Genomic DNA, 17,606 nt, shown 5'->3' on the forward strand with positions numbered 1-17,606 from the left:
AGGACGCGACTGGCGGCAGTGGATCAGGAACAAGTGTGCCGTCACTCCACCGGGCATACCAGCAGCTGTCGAGATGCTCGACCCCGCATCCTCGGGGCGACCACTCTCCATCGCGACAGCGTTGCCGTCCATAATCAACTATGCGCCGATGTTGTTGCAAAAGTCGGCAGTGACCGGTGATGTGGTTCGGCCATTTCCCTTAGGGTGACGGGGTTTGGTCCCGCGACCCCGACGCTCTCTACGCAACTTTTACGCTACGCGGTACACAGAGCCTGAGCGGGTGGCGGTCGCGCAACCAGCGATGCGAGGCGCCTCAGATTTTGAGCGATGGCAGCCAGAACAAACTCGTCCTGCGCGCCCCGTGGGCCACGAAGCCGAAGCCGACCAAGCCTCAGGATGCGCTTCAGGTGCGCAAACTGCATTTCGATCTTCTTGCGCTGTCGTCGCGATGTCTCGAAGCCCTCGGTCCCAGCGAACGACCGGGCGACGTCCCGGGCGTGCTCATGTATATCGCGCGGGATCTTGCGCGATGGTTCTTTTGGACAGCACTGGTGTTTAAGTGGGCATGCGTCACAGTCGAGCTTACTCGCACGATACAAAAGCGTTTTGCCCTCGTGCACGGTGCCGCTCGTCCCGAGCCGCTTTCCGCCCGGACAATGGTAGACGTCGCTGGTCGGATCATATCGAAAGTCGCTGCGCGAGAAGGTGCCGTCATCTCGCTTCGACTTGTCGAACACGGCGATATGTGGCGCGATGCCCTTCTCCTCGACCAGCCAGTTCAGCATCGGAGCAGCCCCGTAAGCGGTATCCCCGACGAGCCGCTCCGGCTTGAGACCAAAGCGTTCCTCTGTTCGTTCGATCATTGTCCTCGCCGCTCCGACCTCGGCCTGGCGAATGGAGCGGGACGCCTCAACATCAACGATGACACCGAACTTCATGTCGATGAGATAATTGTCGGAGTAAGCGAAGAATGCTGGTCCCTTGTGAGCTCCGGTCCACTGGGCCGCGGGATCGGACAGCGAGATGAACTTCGGAACAACGTCGCTGGCCGCGCCCCACGCCGTATCGTCGAGAGTCGCCAGATACTCCTTCACCGCGCGGCTTGACCTCGCCGGATCGCGATCCCTGCGCCAATCCTGACCCGCGATCGAGCGCTGCTTGTTAGCATCTGCCTGGATCAGGCTCGCGTCTACCGCAAAACCTTCACCACCAACCAGACCCGCCACAATGCACGCATCGACAATATGCTCGAATACGCGACGAACGACGTCTCCCTCGCGGAAGCGCTCATTGCGGGCCCGCGAGAAGGCCGAATGATCCGGGATAGCATCCTCAATACCGAGCTTGCAGAACCATCGATAGGCGAGGTTCACCTGCACTTCACGGCAGAGCAGGCGCTCCGAACGAATCGCGAAGACATACCCCACGATCAGCATCCGGATCATCAGCTCCGGATCAATCGACGGGCGACCCGTGGACGAATAATGAGGAGCTAGTTCGCTGCGAAGCCAGGACAGGTCGAGAGCAGCATCGATCTTCCGCACGAGATGATCTTCAGGAACAGCGTCGCCAAGATGAAACTCGTAGAACAGTTGACCTTGGTCACTCTTCAGACGGCCCATCATGGATCGACCTCGTCGCGATTCGCGTCAACACACGGAATCACGCTTGCCGGCTCGTATCAACCGACTTTTTGCAACAAAACCCGCCGAAGGTGAACATCTTCGCGTCCGAATCAAATTGACGTCGTGCAAGCAGCCGGAGCGGCGACGACGTATTAAAGCTTGAATTTTCGAGCGCATGTCTGCCCCGCATCAACAGCGACACCCCGTTAGCACACACACGGGACTTTTCGCCGCTGGCGCGCTCGGACAGCGCATCATCGCGGACTCTCTTCTCAGATCTAATAGGAGAACTCGGTTCCGGTTTGAGCTATTCCTTCCGGGTTGATGAACTGTCACCGCCCAGCGAAGGCCACAGGCGATTGTGTGGCTATTAGCCCAGCTTTGTAGTCGTAGATGCTGGCTCTCGAATGCCGGGACGTGAGTAGCACGAAAACTCAACAATCGCTTCACGATCCCAGCCGGAGCACCTCCGAAGAGGATTGTTCCACATGAATGTGAGCTGGCATCTCCCCGAAAGGACATGGTCCTCGACTCCCATTCAAGTGACTGCGCGTCGCCGATTGTGTTCGTCGGCAGGAATCGGGCCGGCAACTGGGTTGCCCTTGAACAACGGGGCGCGTTTGGCGGGCTTTCTATCAACCGCGCTGAAGCTCTGAAATACGCTCTCTTCAGGAACGGACGCCATCCAGAGAGCATCATCGAAGTGACGCGTGAGATCGAGCTTGATATTCCCAGTCCGTGAACTGCAGAACATAACAATGTGATCGCTCTTCTGCACCTGCTGCCCTATGGAAGCCGGACACTCGTTCATCGTCGCAGGATCAACCGCGGCCAGTCCATTCCTTCAGCGTGCCCACTTCAAGCATTCAATTAGGCACCCCAGAGGCTTTCCGCGTAGATTCTATCGGACGACAATCATCGGCCAATCAGTGCCTCCGCACGACGAGCGTTACATGGTTATGCGCATGAACATGAGCCGTCCTCAGTCGTTGCGTGCGACGACATAAGAGAAGAACACCAAGGACGCACCATCGACTGTTCCGTGTTGACGTTGCGTGCTCCGATGACAAGCAAGTGCCTGAGATAGGAATCGCCCTGTTTCGTAATCCGCCCGAGCCGATCCTTCCCGCCGGTGGAATTCTGCTTAGGCGTCAGGCCAAGCCAGGCCGCGAACTCCCGCCCGGAGCGGAACATTGTCCGTCGGGCACGGTCGCGGCGAGAGCTGTGGCCGTTATGGGACCGATCCCGGGGATGGAGGACAGCAACTTCGCCATGGATTTACTCGCTGGATCTCATTCAGTTCGCGCTCGATGGCCTCGACCTGCCGGCCCAATCCTTCAGTTGGCTCACAAGGACGGCCAGCGCGATGCGGGCGTGGACCGGTACCGTCAGTTCCTCGTCATCCAACAAGTCCGCCAGACCATCCACCCGTTGCCGGCCTTGCCCGACAATGATTCCGAACTCAGCAAAGTGAGCCCGAATGGCGCAAGCTGTCATGGTGCGTTGGCGGACCAGCAAGCCTGTTGCACGATGAAGCATCAAGAAGCCCTGGTTCTCGGCGCTCTTGATTGGAACGAACCGCATATTGGGCCGACTGACCGCCTCGCAGATCACGGCCGGGTCAGCGGCGTCATTCTTGGCCCCTCTTCGGAGGTAGGGTTCAACATGGGCCGGCGCATCAATCTGACATCGTGTCCAAACTGCCGAATCTCCCGCGCCAAGTGGTGAGCAGTCGCGCAGGCCCCAATGCCGACCAGGCAAGGTGCGAGCGAGGAGAAGAACGACACGATCTCGCCTCGCCGGAGACGTTGGCGACCGGCCACTTGGCCTTGGCTATCAACTGCATGGATGTGAAATACGTGCTTCGAAATGTCCAACCCGATTGTCGCGGCTTCCATTGGTCAATTGCTCCTGTTAGCGGGTTCGTCCATCGCTAGTATATCGCCGGCGCCGAGGGAGCGGGGCCGTCTTCCCATCAACGGCCGGATGCGGGATGAGTTATTGAACGAGACGTTGTTCACCTCGCTGGCCCAGGCCCGTGTTGCGCTCGGATGCTGGCGCGCGGATTACAACGACACAGGACCGCACTCACGGCTCGGATGGAGGACGCCGTCGGAGTTCGCCATCACCTACAACCGCGACGGGATCTGGCGCTGCTGCGCTATGCTGAGGCCTCCCGTCGCTACCACCGCCCAAATGGGCAAATCCAACGACCGGGGCAAACTCAGGAATGGATAAAACTTGATGTGGTGGAACGGCCCGCTCCAAACAGCATCCGCCAGAGGACAGGTTCCTCGCTCCTCGGCGCTGCTTGGCGGTGCGGCCCTGTCAGCAAAATCCCCATACGCCCAGGAGCCTTGCTTGGGCCGGCTGGACCATCGCCCGCCTCGGCGGTTGGACCGGCTACGATAGCGACAAATCCCACGGCCCAATCACAATGCGCGACGGGTTCGAACGCTTCCGAGCCATCGCGCAAATGCAAACGTCCCTGCAGGGCGCGCTCTCCTCGAGGTCGAGGCCTTGGCGCTTCACGGCGCTCTTGCCGAAGGCGCGGCGCTGGAAAAGCTCCCTGTTATCGCTCTCATTGCGGCGTGCCAGACCATGCACCGCTTGCTGACCACCCATGATGTTGAAACTGTCGAACAGGCCGCGTCACGGTGATCGGCTGGTATCGCCAGCGCTGGCATGTCGAATAATTGTTCAGGACTGCGGTTCGGAACGGTCGTCATCTGTCGGCCGGCATCCTGCTCCGATCCTCACGCGCCGCGCCAAATTGAACTATCGGCCATCGAAGTCCGTGAGATTGATCCGCCGGATAGCACCTGCATTTCGCGATCGTCAAAGACGTGCGAAGCAGGCTGGTTATCGTCGGGCGAGGAGCGTGCGAGCACGAGCTGCTCGTCAAGCGCAGTTGCCTGCCCGCGCCGGCAGATCGATTGTCAAGCGATGTTGCTCGGGCAGCGCCGCCATGGTCGCAAACAGACCGCCATCGCCTGTTGTTGCACGATCCCGGCACGCTCGGCTCAACAGATGCGTGCGACGATCCGGCAGGCGAGCCCATATCTCGTAAATGTCCCCTTCGCGGTCGTCGATCACCGTGATCGTGGCCGCCTTGGTCAGACCCCATTTGGCCCGCCGCGGACCGTTCACCCATCGATAGGACTCCTTTTCCTCAATCGGCTGCTTGCGGTAGTCGGCGGCCTTGGTCTTGAAGCGCCGCCAGACCTGCACATCCGCCAGGCCCAGACAGTAACCTGTGTCCGCATCAACCGTCAGAACGGGGTGCACGAACAGGCCGACGTCACTGCCATTGCCCACCCGGCCGAGATCGCGCTTGCGCCCGCGCTTGGCTTCATAATTGATCTCGCTGGTATCCTGGATCGCCAGGACGTGCCGGCCGGCCGCAATCTCACGCACACGCGCCCGCGTGCGGATCACCATCTTCTCGACCGTGACCCGCTCATTCATCAAAAATCGCCGAAATTTGACCTTCTCGGCACGGTCGTCGCCAAGCTTGCGCAGACAAACTGTCTGTCGCTCGCAGACACGCGCCAGCAACAGAGCGCCGTTTTTTTAAGACGCTCGTCGCCAAAATAGCCGATATCCATCTCCGCCATCGGTCCGCTGCCAGAATCACGACGGCCGATACAGAATCACACGCGATTCATTCAGCGCAAGAGATCTGTGCCCAAGCTAGCTCCCCAACCCTCTCCGCAAGCAGGAGAGGGAGCGCACTTCCGCCGTAGCAACGATCATGCCTGATTTACTAGGGCCGTTACGAGATTTCGCGCGGCAGCTTCCAATCCAGCCGCGGCGCGAATGTCTCGTCCACGCGCTCGACGTGATAGCCGTCGGCCAAGAGGTGGCCGCCCTCCTCCTCGGCGACCGCCATGTTTGACGTGCCATCCGTTGCCATTAGCCGGAGGTAACGTCGATGCGGCCGATACGCGCGTTCTGATCGGAACTTCGGGCTGGCACTACGCCTCCTGGCGCGGCCCGTTCTTCCCCGAGGGCGTGACGCTGAAGCAGCAGCTTCGCTACTATGCCGGGCAGTTCGACACCACGGAGCTGAACGGGGTGTTCTACCGCACGCCAACGCCGGAGGCGGTGACGGGATGGCGGGAGCAGACCGGGCGCGATTTCGTGTTCGCCTGGAAGGCGTCGAAATTCATCACGCACTGGAAGCGCCTGTCCGACCGCTCCGTCAACAGCCTCGAGCTGTTGAAGGACCGCATCTCGCGGCTCGGCGGCAAGGCCGGCCTCCGATCCTGTTCCAGCTGCCGCCGCAATTCGAGGCGAATGCGGACCGGCTCGCCTCGTTCTTCAAGCTGCTGTCACGGAAACGGCGGTACAGTTTCGAATCCGTCATCCGATCTGGTATCAGCCGCGCATCCTGCGCATGCTGGCCGACGAGAACATCTCGCTGTGCCTGTCCGACCATCACGATGCACCTAGCCCGTGGAAGCGCACGGCGGATTTCGTCTATGTGCGCGGACACGGGCCAGGCGGGCGCTATCACGGGCATTATACGGAGGCCACGCTGGCGCAATGGGCCAAGCGCATCACATCGTGGAAGCGGCAGGGCTGCGACGTCTACGTCTATTTCGACAACGACCAGAAGAGCGCAGCACCGGCCGATGCCAAGGCGTTGAAGCAGCTGCTGTGATGCTAGATGACACCGCTCTGCCGAAGCGGTCCGCATCGTAGCCGAGCTCGGCGAGGACACGATCGGTGTGCTCGCCGAGCGTCGGCGGGCGGCTTGCGATCTCGCCCGGCGTTTCCGACAGCCGCACCGCGGCGCGGGCGACCGGCGCCTGTTTCGGCAGGCCCGGATAATCGACATCCTGCATGAAGCCGGCGGCGCGGATGTGCGGATGATCCAGCGCCTGTTGCGGTGAGAGCACGGGGCCGGTCGGGATCATGGCCTGGCCCAGCGTGTCGACGGCCTCCTGCGTGGTGCGTTCGGCGCACCAGCGCGCCATCCGCTCGCTGATGATGCGGCCGTTGTTGCCGCGGCTGATGTCGTCGGCAAAGCGCGGATCGTTCAGCCACACGTCCTCTTCGCCCATCAGCCGCGCCCAGCGCTTGAACAGCGGATGTCCGGTGACCTGGCACAGCACCCAGCCGTCTTTGGTGCGGTAGATGTCGGCGGGCGCGGCGGTCTGGCCGAGATTGCCAGTCGGCACGCGGTTGACGTCGATGACGGCCTGCTCGATCAGCGTGGCATTGGTGAAGGACAGAGCGGTTGCGAGCAGCGCGCCCTCGACGATCTGGCCGCGCCCGGATTTGCCGCGCTCGATCAGCGCGGCGAGCGTGCCGAAGGCACAGTGCAGCGCGGTGCCGAAATCGACCCAAGCCACCGCGGCCCGATACGGCGGATCGCCGCTGCCCGTCATGTAGACCGCGCCCGACATCACCTGGCCGACGCCGTCGAAGCCGACGCGGTCGGACCACGGCCCCGGCCCGCCGAACGCGGTCGCCGTGGTTAGGATGATGTCCGGCTTGATCGCGTTCAGCGATTCGTAGTCGAGCTTCATGGCGCGCAGGGTCTGCGGCGGCAGATTGGCGACGACCACGTCCGCGGTGGCAACCAGGCGGCGCATCACCTCCTGCCCCTCCTCCTTCATCGGATCGAGCGTGATGCATTTCTTGTTGCGGTTGACCTGGAGAAACAGCGCGCCTTCGCCATCTTCGCCGACCGGCGCCACGAAGCGATCCTCGCTGCCGTCGCGCTTTTCCACGCGAATGACCTCAGCGCCAAATTCGGCCAGCAATGTCGCGCAATAGGGCCCCGCGATATAGCGCCCGAAATCGAGCACGCGCACGCCCTCCAAGACTCCTCCCATCGGCTTCTTCCCCCCAGTGTTTTGCTCAGATTGCAGGGAATAATTGCCGCGGCAAGATGGGGCCGGCGCTCAGGCCTCGCGGTAGTCCAGCAGGACGAGCCCGACCAGGATGAAGGCGACCGGCCAGATCCACGCCGCGACGTTGCGGACGCGGCCGTCGAGCCGCAATTCGAGCCAGCGCGCCCAGCCCGCGGCGATCCCGCACAGCGCAAGCGGCGTGTGGCTCATCTCGATCAGGAGCTGGTCCTTGATGTTGGCGATGGCATGGGAATGCGTGAGCAGGAGCGCGCCGCCGAGCGCGGTCGTCAGGGGAAACACCAGCGCTCATCGCGATATGCTCTCGCACACGTTCTAGGCCGTCGAAGTCTCCGAAGCACTCGATATGCGCCTCATTCGAAGAAGACAACTCATAAGCGTTTTCGATGAAGAGGGTGGCAGACGTGCGTGAAGTTGGAAGGACAACGGACGGCACGAGAACGTCTCTTGGACGCACTGTCTGGATCAGCGCTCCCAATTCAGAATTTGGTTCGACTAGAACACCTTGCGCTCCTCTTTGATACATAAGATCGGTATTCGAGGTCGAGATGGGCTGATTAGCGCCGATCTCGACATAGAACACGCTCTCCCAAGATCTTTGGCTCTTGGAGAGTCTTGCAGCCAACATTCCTTCTAAAGTAACGTCTTCTCCGGCTTGTGCGTAGCTAACTGCGGCGAAGTGCTCGATCCGAAAGTTGGGAAGATTGAGCCTTTCGACTTCCCGGTTTATGCACTCATTCTCAAGCTCGGAAAACATGATCTTGCCCTCCACATGTAGCCGTTAAAGATAGCTCTCGCATGGTGGTCATCCCGGGCGCAACTGGCGATGCTGGTAGTGAGGGAGCCGCCTGCCTTTATCAAGAAGCTCTTGTGACGGAACAGCCGTCCATAGAACCATGCCTCATCCTCATTCACTCCTGTTACTTATTTAGCTAGGTCATTGGCCGCTTTCATGGGCCAACGTAAAGGTGAGCCACAGCTCATGCCTGGCGGGTGTCACTAATTTTGAGGCAAACGATACCAACCAGATTGTAAGCCGAAACAGCTGACTCGCCCTCGATCTTGGGTCTATTTGAGCGAGCGGTCGCCTACTGCGCCAGTGCTGCGGCGGCAGCCGTCTTCGCAAGCTCGACGAAGATGTGACGCAGTACCGCACCAGTGACAACGCGTTCGATAGCGCGGAACAGGTCTCTTACCGCGACCGCGAGAAGATTAGCCACCCACCGGGCTCGTTGTTTCAGCCGGCGGTCCAAGGCCAACTTCGAAAATCATCCTGACGGGACAGATGGAGTCAATGTGAGCTCACCTTCCCCTGCAGCAACTGAGACATTTAATTTGTGCGCGGCGGCAGCCAGGACGGGCACTGGCACTAAGCTCTCGCCTGCGAGACGCACAGGGGCACTCAATAGCCTTTGCGGAATTCGCGATTGAGATTGCCCAAACTTCAGGTTTCTCGTTCAACAAGAAGGCCACGAAGGTTTGAAATATTCCGCTGTTAGTGGAACCCCGACTCACCAAAGAGCAGAGCGTTATGAGATCGACGTCAACACCGGAACCAAACTGGCAGACCTCCACGGCCACCGCCGCTATCCCACAGTCATGCTGTTGTAGACAAGCTTGAGCTTGTGACCTTGTCCGACCTCCCCGGCGTGAAGAACGGTCTCGCAAAATGCGGCAGAATGCCCGCACCCGTGGGGAAAAGCTTTTCACTCGATCCGACGATTGCATTGAGAAAGCCTAGCTCTGCGTGTTCGGGGCTCCGCGTTACTGGAGCATCGACAAAGCTTAGGCGGCGTTTTGAGCCTGCTCAGCCAGTGCAACCGTCGAAGCAGGATAAGACGTGGAGCAGTCAATTATCAGACCTCCTGGGGGCATATAGACGAACAACCCATCTTGGCAAACTGCCTCAACCTCGCGGCTGGAAGGCAGCGATAACACGTGGGCACCTGCACCAGTCAAACGATCCGCACCGAACCGACTTTTTTACTTTGATATTCAGGTCGATTTCTTGATGCAACAGGCTGGTACCAATACCGGTTCCATGCGTCCAGCACCGATAAGGCCTACTCTTTGCCTCGTTGTCTTAGGAGCGACGTTCTGTGGTGATTCCTTGCCAATCATGCTTTACGCATTCCGAAAAACACCGCGCCTTTGCAAGATTGGTAGCAGCTCATGATGGCTGTTAATCGTGAAGTCAGGACGCGCCGCGCGCAAGCGCAACGCCGAAACGACTCCGCCCGTAATGGATATGCTTAAGAGTCCCCGCTTGCGTGCGATATGCGTTCCGGCCGGAATATGGCAATGATAGAAGGAGGTTGACGCCGACTTTAAGTTGTTTTGCTGCATGTGTAGACGAAGCCGCTCTTCTTTGCTTATGGATTTGTATTGTGGTGCGGCTTTCAAACGCGAGCACATCGTTGATGCAGTCATCGACTCCAATTCGCTTTGATTGGAAACGTTGAGGCTCACGATGATTGACGATGCCCCTTCTAGGCGCGCCAGCTCGTTGATTGGCACGCCTTCTGGATGGCTGGGCAGATGGGTCGCTCTGCTCTGTGAGAGGTGTTCCGTTCCAACCTCAGGCGCTTTTTGCCGGTTGCGGTATGACGGCTCTAGCAGCGCCATCGCTGGAGCTCCGAGGTCTTCCACGGCGAAGCCAGACCTGGCACGGACTGGCGCCCGCCATACGACGTGGCCTGCCAAACATGAAGATCCGGGCCTACCTGACAGCCGCCGCCATCAACCTCAAGCGGCTGGCAGCCACTCTCCTTGTGCTTATTCCAAATCGCGCCATGGCGCGGGTTTGACGCGAGGCCATGACGGGACTGGTTGTGCACCGCGCGAAATCCAACGCCCCCTATGCGCACTTCCTGCGCAAGGCCCTCGACTATGTCGCCCGGAAGGTCGATGACGATTGCCTGCTCGAGTTCAGATGGATGTACGACCGGCGCGACCTCTCGTAGGTACGGCGCGATCTTGCCGTCTGGTTCGCCAAATGGGTGGCAAACCGCGAGCTCACCGGCTGGGAGAAAGGAACATCGAGGAAACACTCACCTACTTCCGCCTGCCACTGGCGGACCGCAGTAAGCGCTTAGCCGTGCTTTCAATTACCCATAATCTTTGCCTCGATCGCGGCTCCCAGTTCGATGTCAGTCAGCCGCGATAGTCCGCGCCAGATCACGGTATTTCCTGGAGGCGGATCGTTGGCTCGGGCCAAATATCCTCCGAGCCGCGCGATCTTGACGACATAGTGCGAGAGCGTGCTTCGTCGAGGGCGATCGCCACCCCTGTCTTTCACCAAATGATCAAGAAGCCTGAGTTCGGGATCTGTCAACGCGGTCTGCGGTAGGGCATTCGGCGAGGAACGATTGAGCATCGTCATCCAGAAGACGCGCCAACTTACAATGCAAAAAACAGCGATCAGATTGACCAGACGCTCAGCGGTTCGCAATTTCGAGTCCTCCGCCTTGCAGCCTGATTTGAGGACCTTATGGAAGACTTCGATCTTCCACCTCAACGCGTACCATTCGATCTTCTCAACGGCGTCCTTGCGCGATTGGACCGAGAGATCGGTGAGGAGCTTCCACTCGATCTTCTTTCGCCGCTTCGGCGTTCCCCGCTCTTGAGCATGGATCACGGTCAGAGTGAGTGCGGGATATTTCTTCTGCTTACCGATAGCGGCAAGTGATACTGATCTGGCCGCAGCTTCTCGGACTTCGCGCCGAACTTCTCGCGTCGCAATTCGCCGAGAATGATCTCCAGCCGACGTCGCGCTTCCTCCGACGCCGCCAGCGCCCCCTGATGCTCGCTCAAGGCCGCCTGCGTTTGCGCCAAAAGCGCCTTGAGGGCGTTCGTTTTCGCCGCGTAGCGCCGCGATGCTCATGTGCTATTTCGAGCACATCGCCGCCGCGCGTGCCACGCTCAAAATAGCTGCCGAGTCATTCTGCCGCACTTATCCAGCGACCTGCGGGCGCCGTGCTTCTTCCGGGCGGACCAACCTCCAATCCAGCCCCTCGAACAAGGCCGCGAACATCGCCGGCGACATCCGCATCACGCCGTCCGCGATCGTTGGCCAAACGAACTTGCAACCTTCGAGGCGCTTGTGAACCAACACCAGGCCCGTTCGGTCCCACACCAAAATCTTGATTCGGTCCGCTCGTTTCGATCGGAACACGAAGGCTGCCCCGCTGAACGGATCGAGACGAAGCATCTCCTGCACCTTCGCCGCAAGCCCATCGTGGCCACAGCGGAAGTCGATCGGCCGCGTTGCAACGTAAATCTTCAGATCTGCACCGACCGCGATCATCGTGACGCTCGCACCGCGCGGATCACCCGGGACAGCTGCTCGCCATCTATGGCCGTATCCGTCCGCAGAACGACATCACCGATCGCAATCTCAAGCTTGATCGCCGGAACCTGTCGCTCCTCCAACGCACCTTCCACGACCAGCGGCGCGAATGTCGGATGCGACGCCTCGCACGGCGGCAACACGCCTCGTTGCCGAAGCCGCCGTCGCCAATCGTAGATCTGCCAGCGCGCCGCTCCGTGCTTGCGCGCCACCTCGGCCACCTGGGCACCGGGCAACAGACTCTCGGCTACGATCCGAGCTCTCTCCGCTTCCGAACGCACGCGGCGCCCCGACGGTCCTTCAAGAACTTCCAACCGGCTCACCGACCCCGCCGACGGGCCGTCTAAATGGACGTCCTTTTTGCTGTCCAATCCCATCTCAAACCTCCGTCCAACCCGGAGGCTTCTTCGCACAGCTATCCCGATCCCGAACCAAGGGCTCCGGCTAAGCGCTTACGCACCGCAAGCACATGAAGTCAAGCAACATGGGATCTTCCCCTATGCCGAGAGCCGCTTGCGGCTGTGCGCGTCTTGAACGTCGAGCGTGCCTCCTTCTTGTGTTCCTTCAGTACGCCAAGCGGCCTGACGATGCTCAGGCCCACCAAGGGGATGCACCGCCCTCCGCCGCCGTGGCTCCCTCAGCGCTACGCTTTTGGCAAGCGTGCGACGGCGGCTCCGAGCGGATGGCTCGACCGGACCCCGTGATCAATTTGCTGAACTTGACGCACAGAACTTTCAAATTCTGGCCCGAGTTCACGGCAGCACATTTTATGATGAGCAGGGTGCTCCGCCGTCTCTCTGATGTTTTGGGCAATCTAACTCCTAAGATCGATTGTCATGTCCCCTGCGCTACTTTATCGACCTGCCCTTCGGAGAGCATCGCCGTCCCGATGATCCTTTCTCTCCGCAATTCAGCAATGTTCGCTTCGGAGAGACCGAGTAAGTCTGACAGGATCTCTCCGTTGTGCTGTCCCAGCGTCGGTGCCGGCGTACGGATCGCACAAGGACGGCCTCCACCTTCGCGAATCGGCATCGACGGCTGCGGCTGCAAGCCGATGAAAGCGCGGTGGATATTTTGGAAAAACGCGCGCGACCTAAGATGCCGATCCTTCAGCAGGTCAACTGGTAGCCGCGCCACGCCGGCAGCAATCTTGACGGATTGCAACGCAAACATCGCTTCGTCCGCATCGCGGGTGAGCGTCCAGGCTGCGATACTTGTCTCAATGACGTCCTCAACAGCCCGGCGACCTTCTGCAGATTTCAGCGACGCATCAGTGGCCCAGTCTGACCGGCCAATAAGAAGTGCGAGCCTCCGCCACATATCGTCATTTGTCGCGGCTATTATGATCCAGTTGTCCACACCCGCACACCGGAAGCACCCGTGCGGCACAAACTGAGGATGTCGGTTGCCGTATCTTATCGGCGGGAGACCGGCGATCGACTGAATCGTGATCCATGGCGCAGCGAACGGCATCATACATTCGATTTGCGCCAAATCGATGAACTGCCCCTGGCCACTCGTGCGGGCGTGAATCAACGCGAGTAGAACCGCGGCGCAGCCGTTGAGCCCACCGACCGGGTCCCCGAAGGCGGTGTGGCTCATAGTGGGTGACCCTCCGGGATTGCCGACTACACTCGGTAATCCCGATCCCTGCTCGAGAGTCGATCCGTAAGCCCGGCAATCGCGATAGACGCTGTTCGAACCAAAGGCTGACATCGACATCATCACGAGGCGCGGATTGAGCACCTTAAGCACGTCATAACCAAGCCCGAACTTTCGCAGGACATCAACAGAAAAATTGTCAACGACAATATCAGCTCGCGCAACCAACTGTTTTGCGAGAGCGAGGCCTTGCGGGCGCGTTAGGTCGAGTGTGATACCGCTCTTGTTGCGATTCATGATGCAGAAGCGCACCGCCTTTTCGTACATTTGACCGCGGACGTAAGCGGCCCGGCTGTCAAGGCCGCGCCACCAGTCTGGATGCTGGATGGCCTCGATCTTAATAACATCTGCACCAAGATCGGCGAGCGTGCGCGTACACAATGGGCCCGCCCAGCCCATCGTGAAATCAATTACAACAACCCCAGCCAACGGGTGCCGGTTGGGAGCGACGCAGCCAGGCGAACCCTCCACTGCGAAGGGGGAATTTGTTCGGCTGGTTGCGAGCTCCTGCTGCTCACCGGGAGCCGGAACCTTTCCGCCTCGACGGGGATTCGTCAAGGTCAGCCGCTGCACCGAACCCACCGTCATGCCCTCTTCTTCGCCAATCAACACAGGCACAATCGCGCCACGCGCGCTTTTCTCGGGGTCGAGTAGCAGATCCGATATTTCGGGTACAGGTACGATCGGAATCTTCCGTTGCAGTCCCTCTACGAACCACTCCTGCGCCGTCCGAGCTTTAAGCTTTGGCAGAAACTGTCTTTCGATTTGGTCTATGTATGGCAAGCGATCTGCGCTGAGCGCCAGACCTGGATTGTCACGTAACTCCGATAGACCGAGCATATCGCAGAATGAGCGCCATTGCGCCGGCGTTAACGTTGTAACTCCGAGCCATCCCTTTTTGGTTTCGTAGATGCCTGCCGGAAACATTGGCCAGAAGCGATTAATGCCGAGCCGACGTGTCATTTCGCCCCGAGCATCGGCTTCGAACATATGATTCTCGCTGAGAGCGAGGTTCGCTTCGAAAATGCTGACCGACCACGACCGGCCCGCCCCTCCCTGCGTCCGCGCAAAAATCGAAGATGCCAGGGCGATGAAGGCCCAAAGGCCTGCAAGAATGCCCGCCTGGAAATCCGGAGCGGACAACGGCGGACCCTCAATCGGTCCGACCAGCTTGATGAGCCCGGCCAGAGCACGTACCGTCGAATCAGTTGCCGCGAATCCTGCGTAGGGTCCCCCGCTACCGAACCAGCTCGCTTCGATGCAGATCAAACTCGGGCGACGCTGCCGGATCGTCGCGACATCAATGGACCGACAATCTGCGGGATCGACATCGCGGCCATCAATCAGAATGTCGCAGTTTTCGATTAATGCCGTTAACTTCATCACCGCGTGTTTGTCGTCCGGGTCGATGATGACGCTTGACTTATTGAAGTTCAGGAACGCAAACCACGTGCTTTGGCCCCTCGGTGTCAGTGGCGCGCTGCGGCGAAGTGGGTCGCCTAGGGGTGGCTCGACTTTCTGAACATCGGCGCCAAAATCGGCGAGCAATCGTGCGCAATAACTTGTCGTAGCCGAGCTTCCGATCTCAACGACTCGCAGCCCTGACAGTATTCCCATCGTGATTCCAGTTCCAATTATGCTGCGGCCACGAATCATCGCCTGTTACGCGTTCGGACATTATCGATGCGCGAAGGACGACGCGGCTTACAAGTAGCGACACGTGGGTGGTTTGCGCTGCGTCCGGGGACAAGCTCTGAGTCGTTCATCTTCGCCCGACAATGACCGCGGCCTGGACAGTAATCACCTGCCTCGAAGAGACCGATCGGGAAGGCAGCGGCCTTCATCTTGTGCATAGAGCGGGCACGACGATTTCGCGCGAGCGTCACCATTTTCTCACGGAACGGGCTGGACCGTATGAAGGCCCACAGTCATGTCGTTGATTCTTTCCAAGACGCAATCGCATAACCGCTCTATATCGCGAGCCTCATGATCGGCCGTAATACACACTCGTACCCCCGCTCCTCCTTGCGCAACGGTTGGGAAGAACGTCACCGACGCATAGAGCCCGGCATCTAGAAGCTCTCTTGCGACTGCAATGGCCTTGGCTTCTGATCCGGTGGCGATCATCCTGATCGGAGGTGAATTGCCTTGCTCCGCAGTTACCACCCTACGATCAAAGAGTTTTATGCGTTGCGCCAACCGCCTCTGCCGCTGACCGAGTTCTTCCGAGCGGTGAATCTTGCAGGAGCCAAGCGCCGCTCCAACTGCCGCTAGGTTGGGAGGCACCGAGAACGCGTAGGGGACGGAATACCGTCGAAACAAAGTCTCCTGGTCGGAAGTCCCGAGCATCAACAGGCCGCCTGATGCGCGGACCCCTTGCCTAGTGAGGCGGCTATGATCGTTCGGTCACCGAGGCCGGACGGAAACTGGGAGCGAGCAAATCCTTCACCGTGCCGTCCAGATAGCGATGTGCCATGTGCATCGTCGATGTAAAGAAAGAGCCCATAGCGTTCCTGAAGTTGACGCAGTTCGTTGATCGGCGAATGGCCTCCCATCGAGTACACTCCATCGCATACATAGGCCACCACCGGCTGTTGGCGACACAGGCGTTCGAGAGCGTCGATGTCGTTGTGCGCAACCGTTTCGACCCGTGCTTCATCGGCAACCACGGGCTTGTGATAGGCAAGCGAGACGTGCGCAAAGCGGTCGAATACTACGACCGGTTTCCGTCCGCCCGTTAGTTGACCAGATGCAAGGAGGGGCATTGCGCCTAAATTGGCGAGCATAACGGTGGAATAGGTAAGCACGCGCGCGCGGAACGTATCTGACAGAGTTGCTTCAAGTTCCGCCAGGAGGTCGAAATTGAGCCGCGTTCGCGCGCAGGACCAGTGCAATGGTCGATGCGCTTCGATCGCCTCGATCGGGCCAGAGATGACCACGGGATGGTTGTCGAGGCCCAAGTAGGAGCATCGCACGAAATCAAGTACCAGTGGTCGGCTGTCAAGCGGGCCGCAACCCAAAGCAAAAGCCTGACCGGCCGTTGAGCGTCCATGGATACCCATGAGGCCAGCCGCGTGCGCGGCATCGAAATAGCTCCTGCTCTCCTCGATCACGTAGGCGGTGTTACGAAAGTGTCCGGTCCGCCCACCACTAGAGGGCACATTTTGTTGCTGCATTGCATTCTCCATTCCATCTGCGAACCAGTCGCCCTCGATAAGCGCGGCGCAATGTGGGGTCTAAGGAAATCGGCCGAACTTAAGATCCAGCGCGAGGCATTGCGGACAGCTCTCTCCTCTGCTCCGGCTACCAAACATTACCGACGTCGCTCGTGCAGCTACTAAGTCAGATGGGTTGGCCAAATCGAAGCGCCGCGCGATGTATAGGTGATCAGAAACGATCGCGCACCGGTTTTACGCAACTCTTGGTGATAAATTTATCGACTAGGAAAGAATGGAGAACAACACTGCAGGCCACATTCTCAAAGTTCAGGAATCTCTTATGAATTTCATTATCTCGCCCAAGCAAAAGGAATGGCTCGACCGCGTGCGGTCCTTCATGGCCAAGCACGTGCGCCCGGCGGTGCCGATCTACGATCAGCAGGACAAGAGCGGCGATCGCTGGAAGGTGATCCCGGTCCTCGAGGACCTCAAGAAGAAGGCGAAGGCCGAAGGCCTCTGGAACATGTTCATGCCGCCGTCCGAGCACGAGGACGACGAATTCCGCGGCGCGGGACTGACCAATCTCGAATACGCGCTCTTGTCGGAAGAGATGGGCCGTATCACCTGGGCCTCGGAAGTGTTCAACTGTTCCGCGCCCGACACCGGCAACATGGAAGTGTTCATCCGCTACGGCACCAAGGAGCAGAAGTGCAAATGGCTGCGCCCGCTGATGGACGGTGAGATCCGCTCCACGTTCCTGATGACGGAACCGGCGGTCGCCTCATCCGACGCCACCAATATCGAGACCCGCATCGAGCGCGACGGCGACCATTACGTCATCAACGGCCGCAAATGGTGGTCGTCCGGCGTCGGCGATCCCCGCTGCAAGATCGCGATCCTGATGGGCAAGACCGATTTCAAGGCGGCCAAG

Annotated in this window: 12 protein-coding genes and 8 pseudogenes; 7 read left to right on the top strand and 13 right to left on the bottom strand. The window is 59.6% G+C overall.

Annotated features, from left to right (window positions below; genetic code table 11):
* Positions 1-254: 254 nt before the first annotated feature.
* Positions 255-1,625: a transposase gene (locus IVA98_RS13130; RefSeq protein ID WP_247355018.1), complete on the bottom strand. Its 1,371-nt coding sequence runs from the start codon at positions 1,623-1,625 to the stop codon at positions 255-257.
* Positions 1,626-2,145: 520 nt separating this feature from the next.
* Here IVA98_RS13130 and IVA98_RS13135 point away from each other — a divergent pair.
* Positions 2,146-2,367 carry a hypothetical protein gene (locus IVA98_RS13135; RefSeq protein WP_247355019.1) on the top strand — a complete coding sequence of 74 codons (222 nt, stop codon included), beginning with the start codon at positions 2,146-2,148 and terminating at the stop codon, positions 2,365-2,367.
* Between the two features lie 305 nt (positions 2,368-2,672).
* Here IVA98_RS13135 and IVA98_RS37615 read toward each other — a convergent pair.
* Positions 2,673-3,523 (bottom strand): annotated as a pseudogene (locus tag IVA98_RS37615) (IS110 family RNA-guided transposase); the annotation flags it as partial.
* Positions 3,524-3,602: 79 nt separating this feature from the next.
* On the opposite strand from IVA98_RS37615, the pseudogene IVA98_RS37620 reads away from it, so the two are divergent.
* Positions 3,603-3,768, top strand: a pseudogene (locus IVA98_RS37620) (integrase core domain-containing protein); the annotation flags it as partial.
* A gap of 377 nt (positions 3,769-4,145) precedes the next feature.
* Complete coding sequence (locus IVA98_RS13155) at positions 4,146-4,286, top strand: hypothetical protein (protein WP_247355020.1); 141 nt, start codon at positions 4,146-4,148, stop codon at positions 4,284-4,286.
* 240 nt (positions 4,287-4,526) lie between these two features.
* On the opposite strand, the gene IVA98_RS13160 is transcribed toward IVA98_RS13155, so the two are convergent.
* Positions 4,527-5,183: a hypothetical protein gene (locus IVA98_RS13160; protein ID WP_247355021.1), complete on the bottom strand. Its 657-nt coding sequence runs from the start codon at positions 5,181-5,183 to the stop codon at positions 4,527-4,529.
* Positions 5,184-5,534: 351 nt separating this feature from the next.
* Here IVA98_RS13160 and IVA98_RS13165 point away from each other — a divergent pair.
* Positions 5,535-6,291 (top strand): annotated as a pseudogene (locus tag IVA98_RS13165) (DUF72 domain-containing protein).
* Here IVA98_RS13165 and IVA98_RS13170 read toward each other — a convergent pair.
* The 5 genes and pseudogenes from IVA98_RS13170 to IVA98_RS13180 all read right to left on the bottom strand — a co-directional run bounded on the left by IVA98_RS13170 (position 6,188) and on the right by IVA98_RS13180 (position 10,132).
* Complete coding sequence (locus IVA98_RS13170; protein WP_247355022.1) at positions 6,188-7,471, bottom strand: CaiB/BaiF CoA transferase family protein; 1,284 nt, start codon at positions 7,469-7,471, stop codon at positions 6,188-6,190. The pseudogene IVA98_RS13165 and the gene IVA98_RS13170 sit on opposite strands and share 104 nt — an antisense overlap.
* A gap of 69 nt (positions 7,472-7,540) precedes the next feature.
* A pseudogene (locus IVA98_RS13175) lies at positions 7,541-7,795 on the bottom strand (copper resistance D family protein); the annotation flags it as partial.
* A gap of 800 nt (positions 7,796-8,595) precedes the next feature.
* Entirely contained in the window at positions 8,596-8,727 is a 132-nt protein-coding gene (locus tag IVA98_RS36960; RefSeq protein WP_256468166.1) for a hypothetical protein, read from the bottom strand.
* A 377-nt stretch (positions 8,728-9,104) separates the two neighbouring features.
* Positions 9,105-9,445, bottom strand: a pseudogene (locus tag IVA98_RS37625) (NAD(P)-binding domain-containing protein).
* Between the two features lie 186 nt (positions 9,446-9,631).
* Positions 9,632-10,132 carry a hypothetical protein gene (locus IVA98_RS13180; RefSeq protein WP_247355024.1) on the bottom strand — a complete coding sequence of 167 codons (501 nt, stop codon included), beginning with the start codon at positions 10,130-10,132 and terminating at the stop codon, positions 9,632-9,634.
* Between IVA98_RS13180 and IVA98_RS13185 the strand changes: the two are divergent.
* Positions 10,124-10,314: pseudogene (locus IVA98_RS13185) on the top strand (hypothetical protein); the annotation flags it as partial. The gene IVA98_RS13180 and the pseudogene IVA98_RS13185 sit on opposite strands and share 9 nt — an antisense overlap.
* Before the next feature lie 51 nt (positions 10,315-10,365).
* Positions 10,366-10,589: pseudogene (locus IVA98_RS13190) on the top strand (transposase); the annotation flags it as partial.
* A gap of 21 nt (positions 10,590-10,610) precedes the next feature.
* Here the strand turns inward: IVA98_RS13190 and IVA98_RS13195 are convergent.
* The 5 genes and pseudogenes from IVA98_RS13195 to IVA98_RS13215 form a co-directional block, all read right to left on the bottom strand.
* On the bottom strand, positions 10,611-11,390 hold the full coding sequence (locus IVA98_RS13195) for an IS4 family transposase (protein WP_247355025.1): 780 nt from the start codon (positions 11,388-11,390) through the stop codon (positions 10,611-10,613).
* Between the two features lie 69 nt (positions 11,391-11,459).
* Positions 11,460-11,813, bottom strand: a complete 354-nt coding sequence (gene tnpB, locus IVA98_RS13200) for an IS66 family insertion sequence element accessory protein TnpB (RefSeq protein WP_247304128.1) — start codon at positions 11,811-11,813, stop codon at positions 11,460-11,462.
* Positions 11,810-12,232, bottom strand: coding sequence for an IS66-like element accessory protein TnpA (gene tnpA / locus IVA98_RS13205; RefSeq protein WP_247355026.1), 423 nt, complete (start codon positions 12,230-12,232; stop codon positions 11,810-11,812). Before tnpA ends, tnpB begins: the two co-directional genes overlap by 4 nt.
* Before the next feature lie 457 nt (positions 12,233-12,689).
* Complete coding sequence (locus IVA98_RS13210) at positions 12,690-15,134, bottom strand: CaiB/BaiF CoA transferase family protein (RefSeq protein WP_247355027.1); 2,445 nt, start codon at positions 15,132-15,134, stop codon at positions 12,690-12,692.
* A gap of 276 nt (positions 15,135-15,410) precedes the next feature.
* Positions 15,411-16,705, bottom strand: a pseudogene (locus IVA98_RS13215) (aminotransferase class I/II-fold pyridoxal phosphate-dependent enzyme).
* 310 nt (positions 16,706-17,015) lie between these two features.
* Between IVA98_RS13215 and IVA98_RS13220 the strand changes: the two are divergent.
* A partial coding sequence (locus tag IVA98_RS13220) for an acyl-CoA dehydrogenase family protein (RefSeq protein ID WP_247355028.1) occupies positions 17,016-17,606 on the top strand: 591 nt, incomplete at its 3' end.

This window comes from Bradyrhizobium sp. 160 (assembly GCF_023073735.1).
In the GTDB taxonomy this organism is placed as follows: domain Bacteria; phylum Pseudomonadota; class Alphaproteobacteria; order Rhizobiales; family Xanthobacteraceae; genus Bradyrhizobium.

Coding starts and splice junctions, on each gene's coding strand:
- IVA98_RS13130 (WP_247355018.1), bottom strand. CDS start 1,625: ATGATGGGCCGTCTGAAGAGTGACCAAGGTCAACTGTTCTACGAGTTT.
- IVA98_RS13135 (WP_247355019.1), top strand. CDS start 2,146: ATGGTCCTCGACTCCCATTCAAGTGACTGCGCGTCGCCGATTGTGTTC.
- IVA98_RS13170 (WP_247355022.1), bottom strand. CDS start 7,471: ATGGGAGGAGTCTTGGAGGGCGTGCGCGTGCTCGATTTCGGGCGCTAT.
- IVA98_RS13180 (WP_247355024.1), bottom strand. CDS start 10,132: ATGGCGCTGCTAGAGCCGTCATACCGCAACCGGCAAAAAGCGCCTGAG.
- IVA98_RS13195 (WP_247355025.1), bottom strand. CDS start 11,390: ATGAGCATCGCGGCGCTACGCGGCGAAAACGAACGCCCTCAAGGCGCT.
- tnpB (WP_247304128.1), bottom strand. CDS start 11,813: ATGATCGCGGTCGGTGCAGATCTGAAGATTTACGTTGCAACGCGGCCG.
- tnpA (WP_247355026.1), bottom strand. CDS start 12,232: ATGGGATTGGACAGCAAAAAGGACGTCCATTTAGACGGCCCGTCGGCG.
- IVA98_RS13210 (WP_247355027.1), bottom strand. CDS start 15,134: ATGGGAATACTGTCAGGGCTGCGAGTCGTTGAGATCGGAAGCTCGGCT.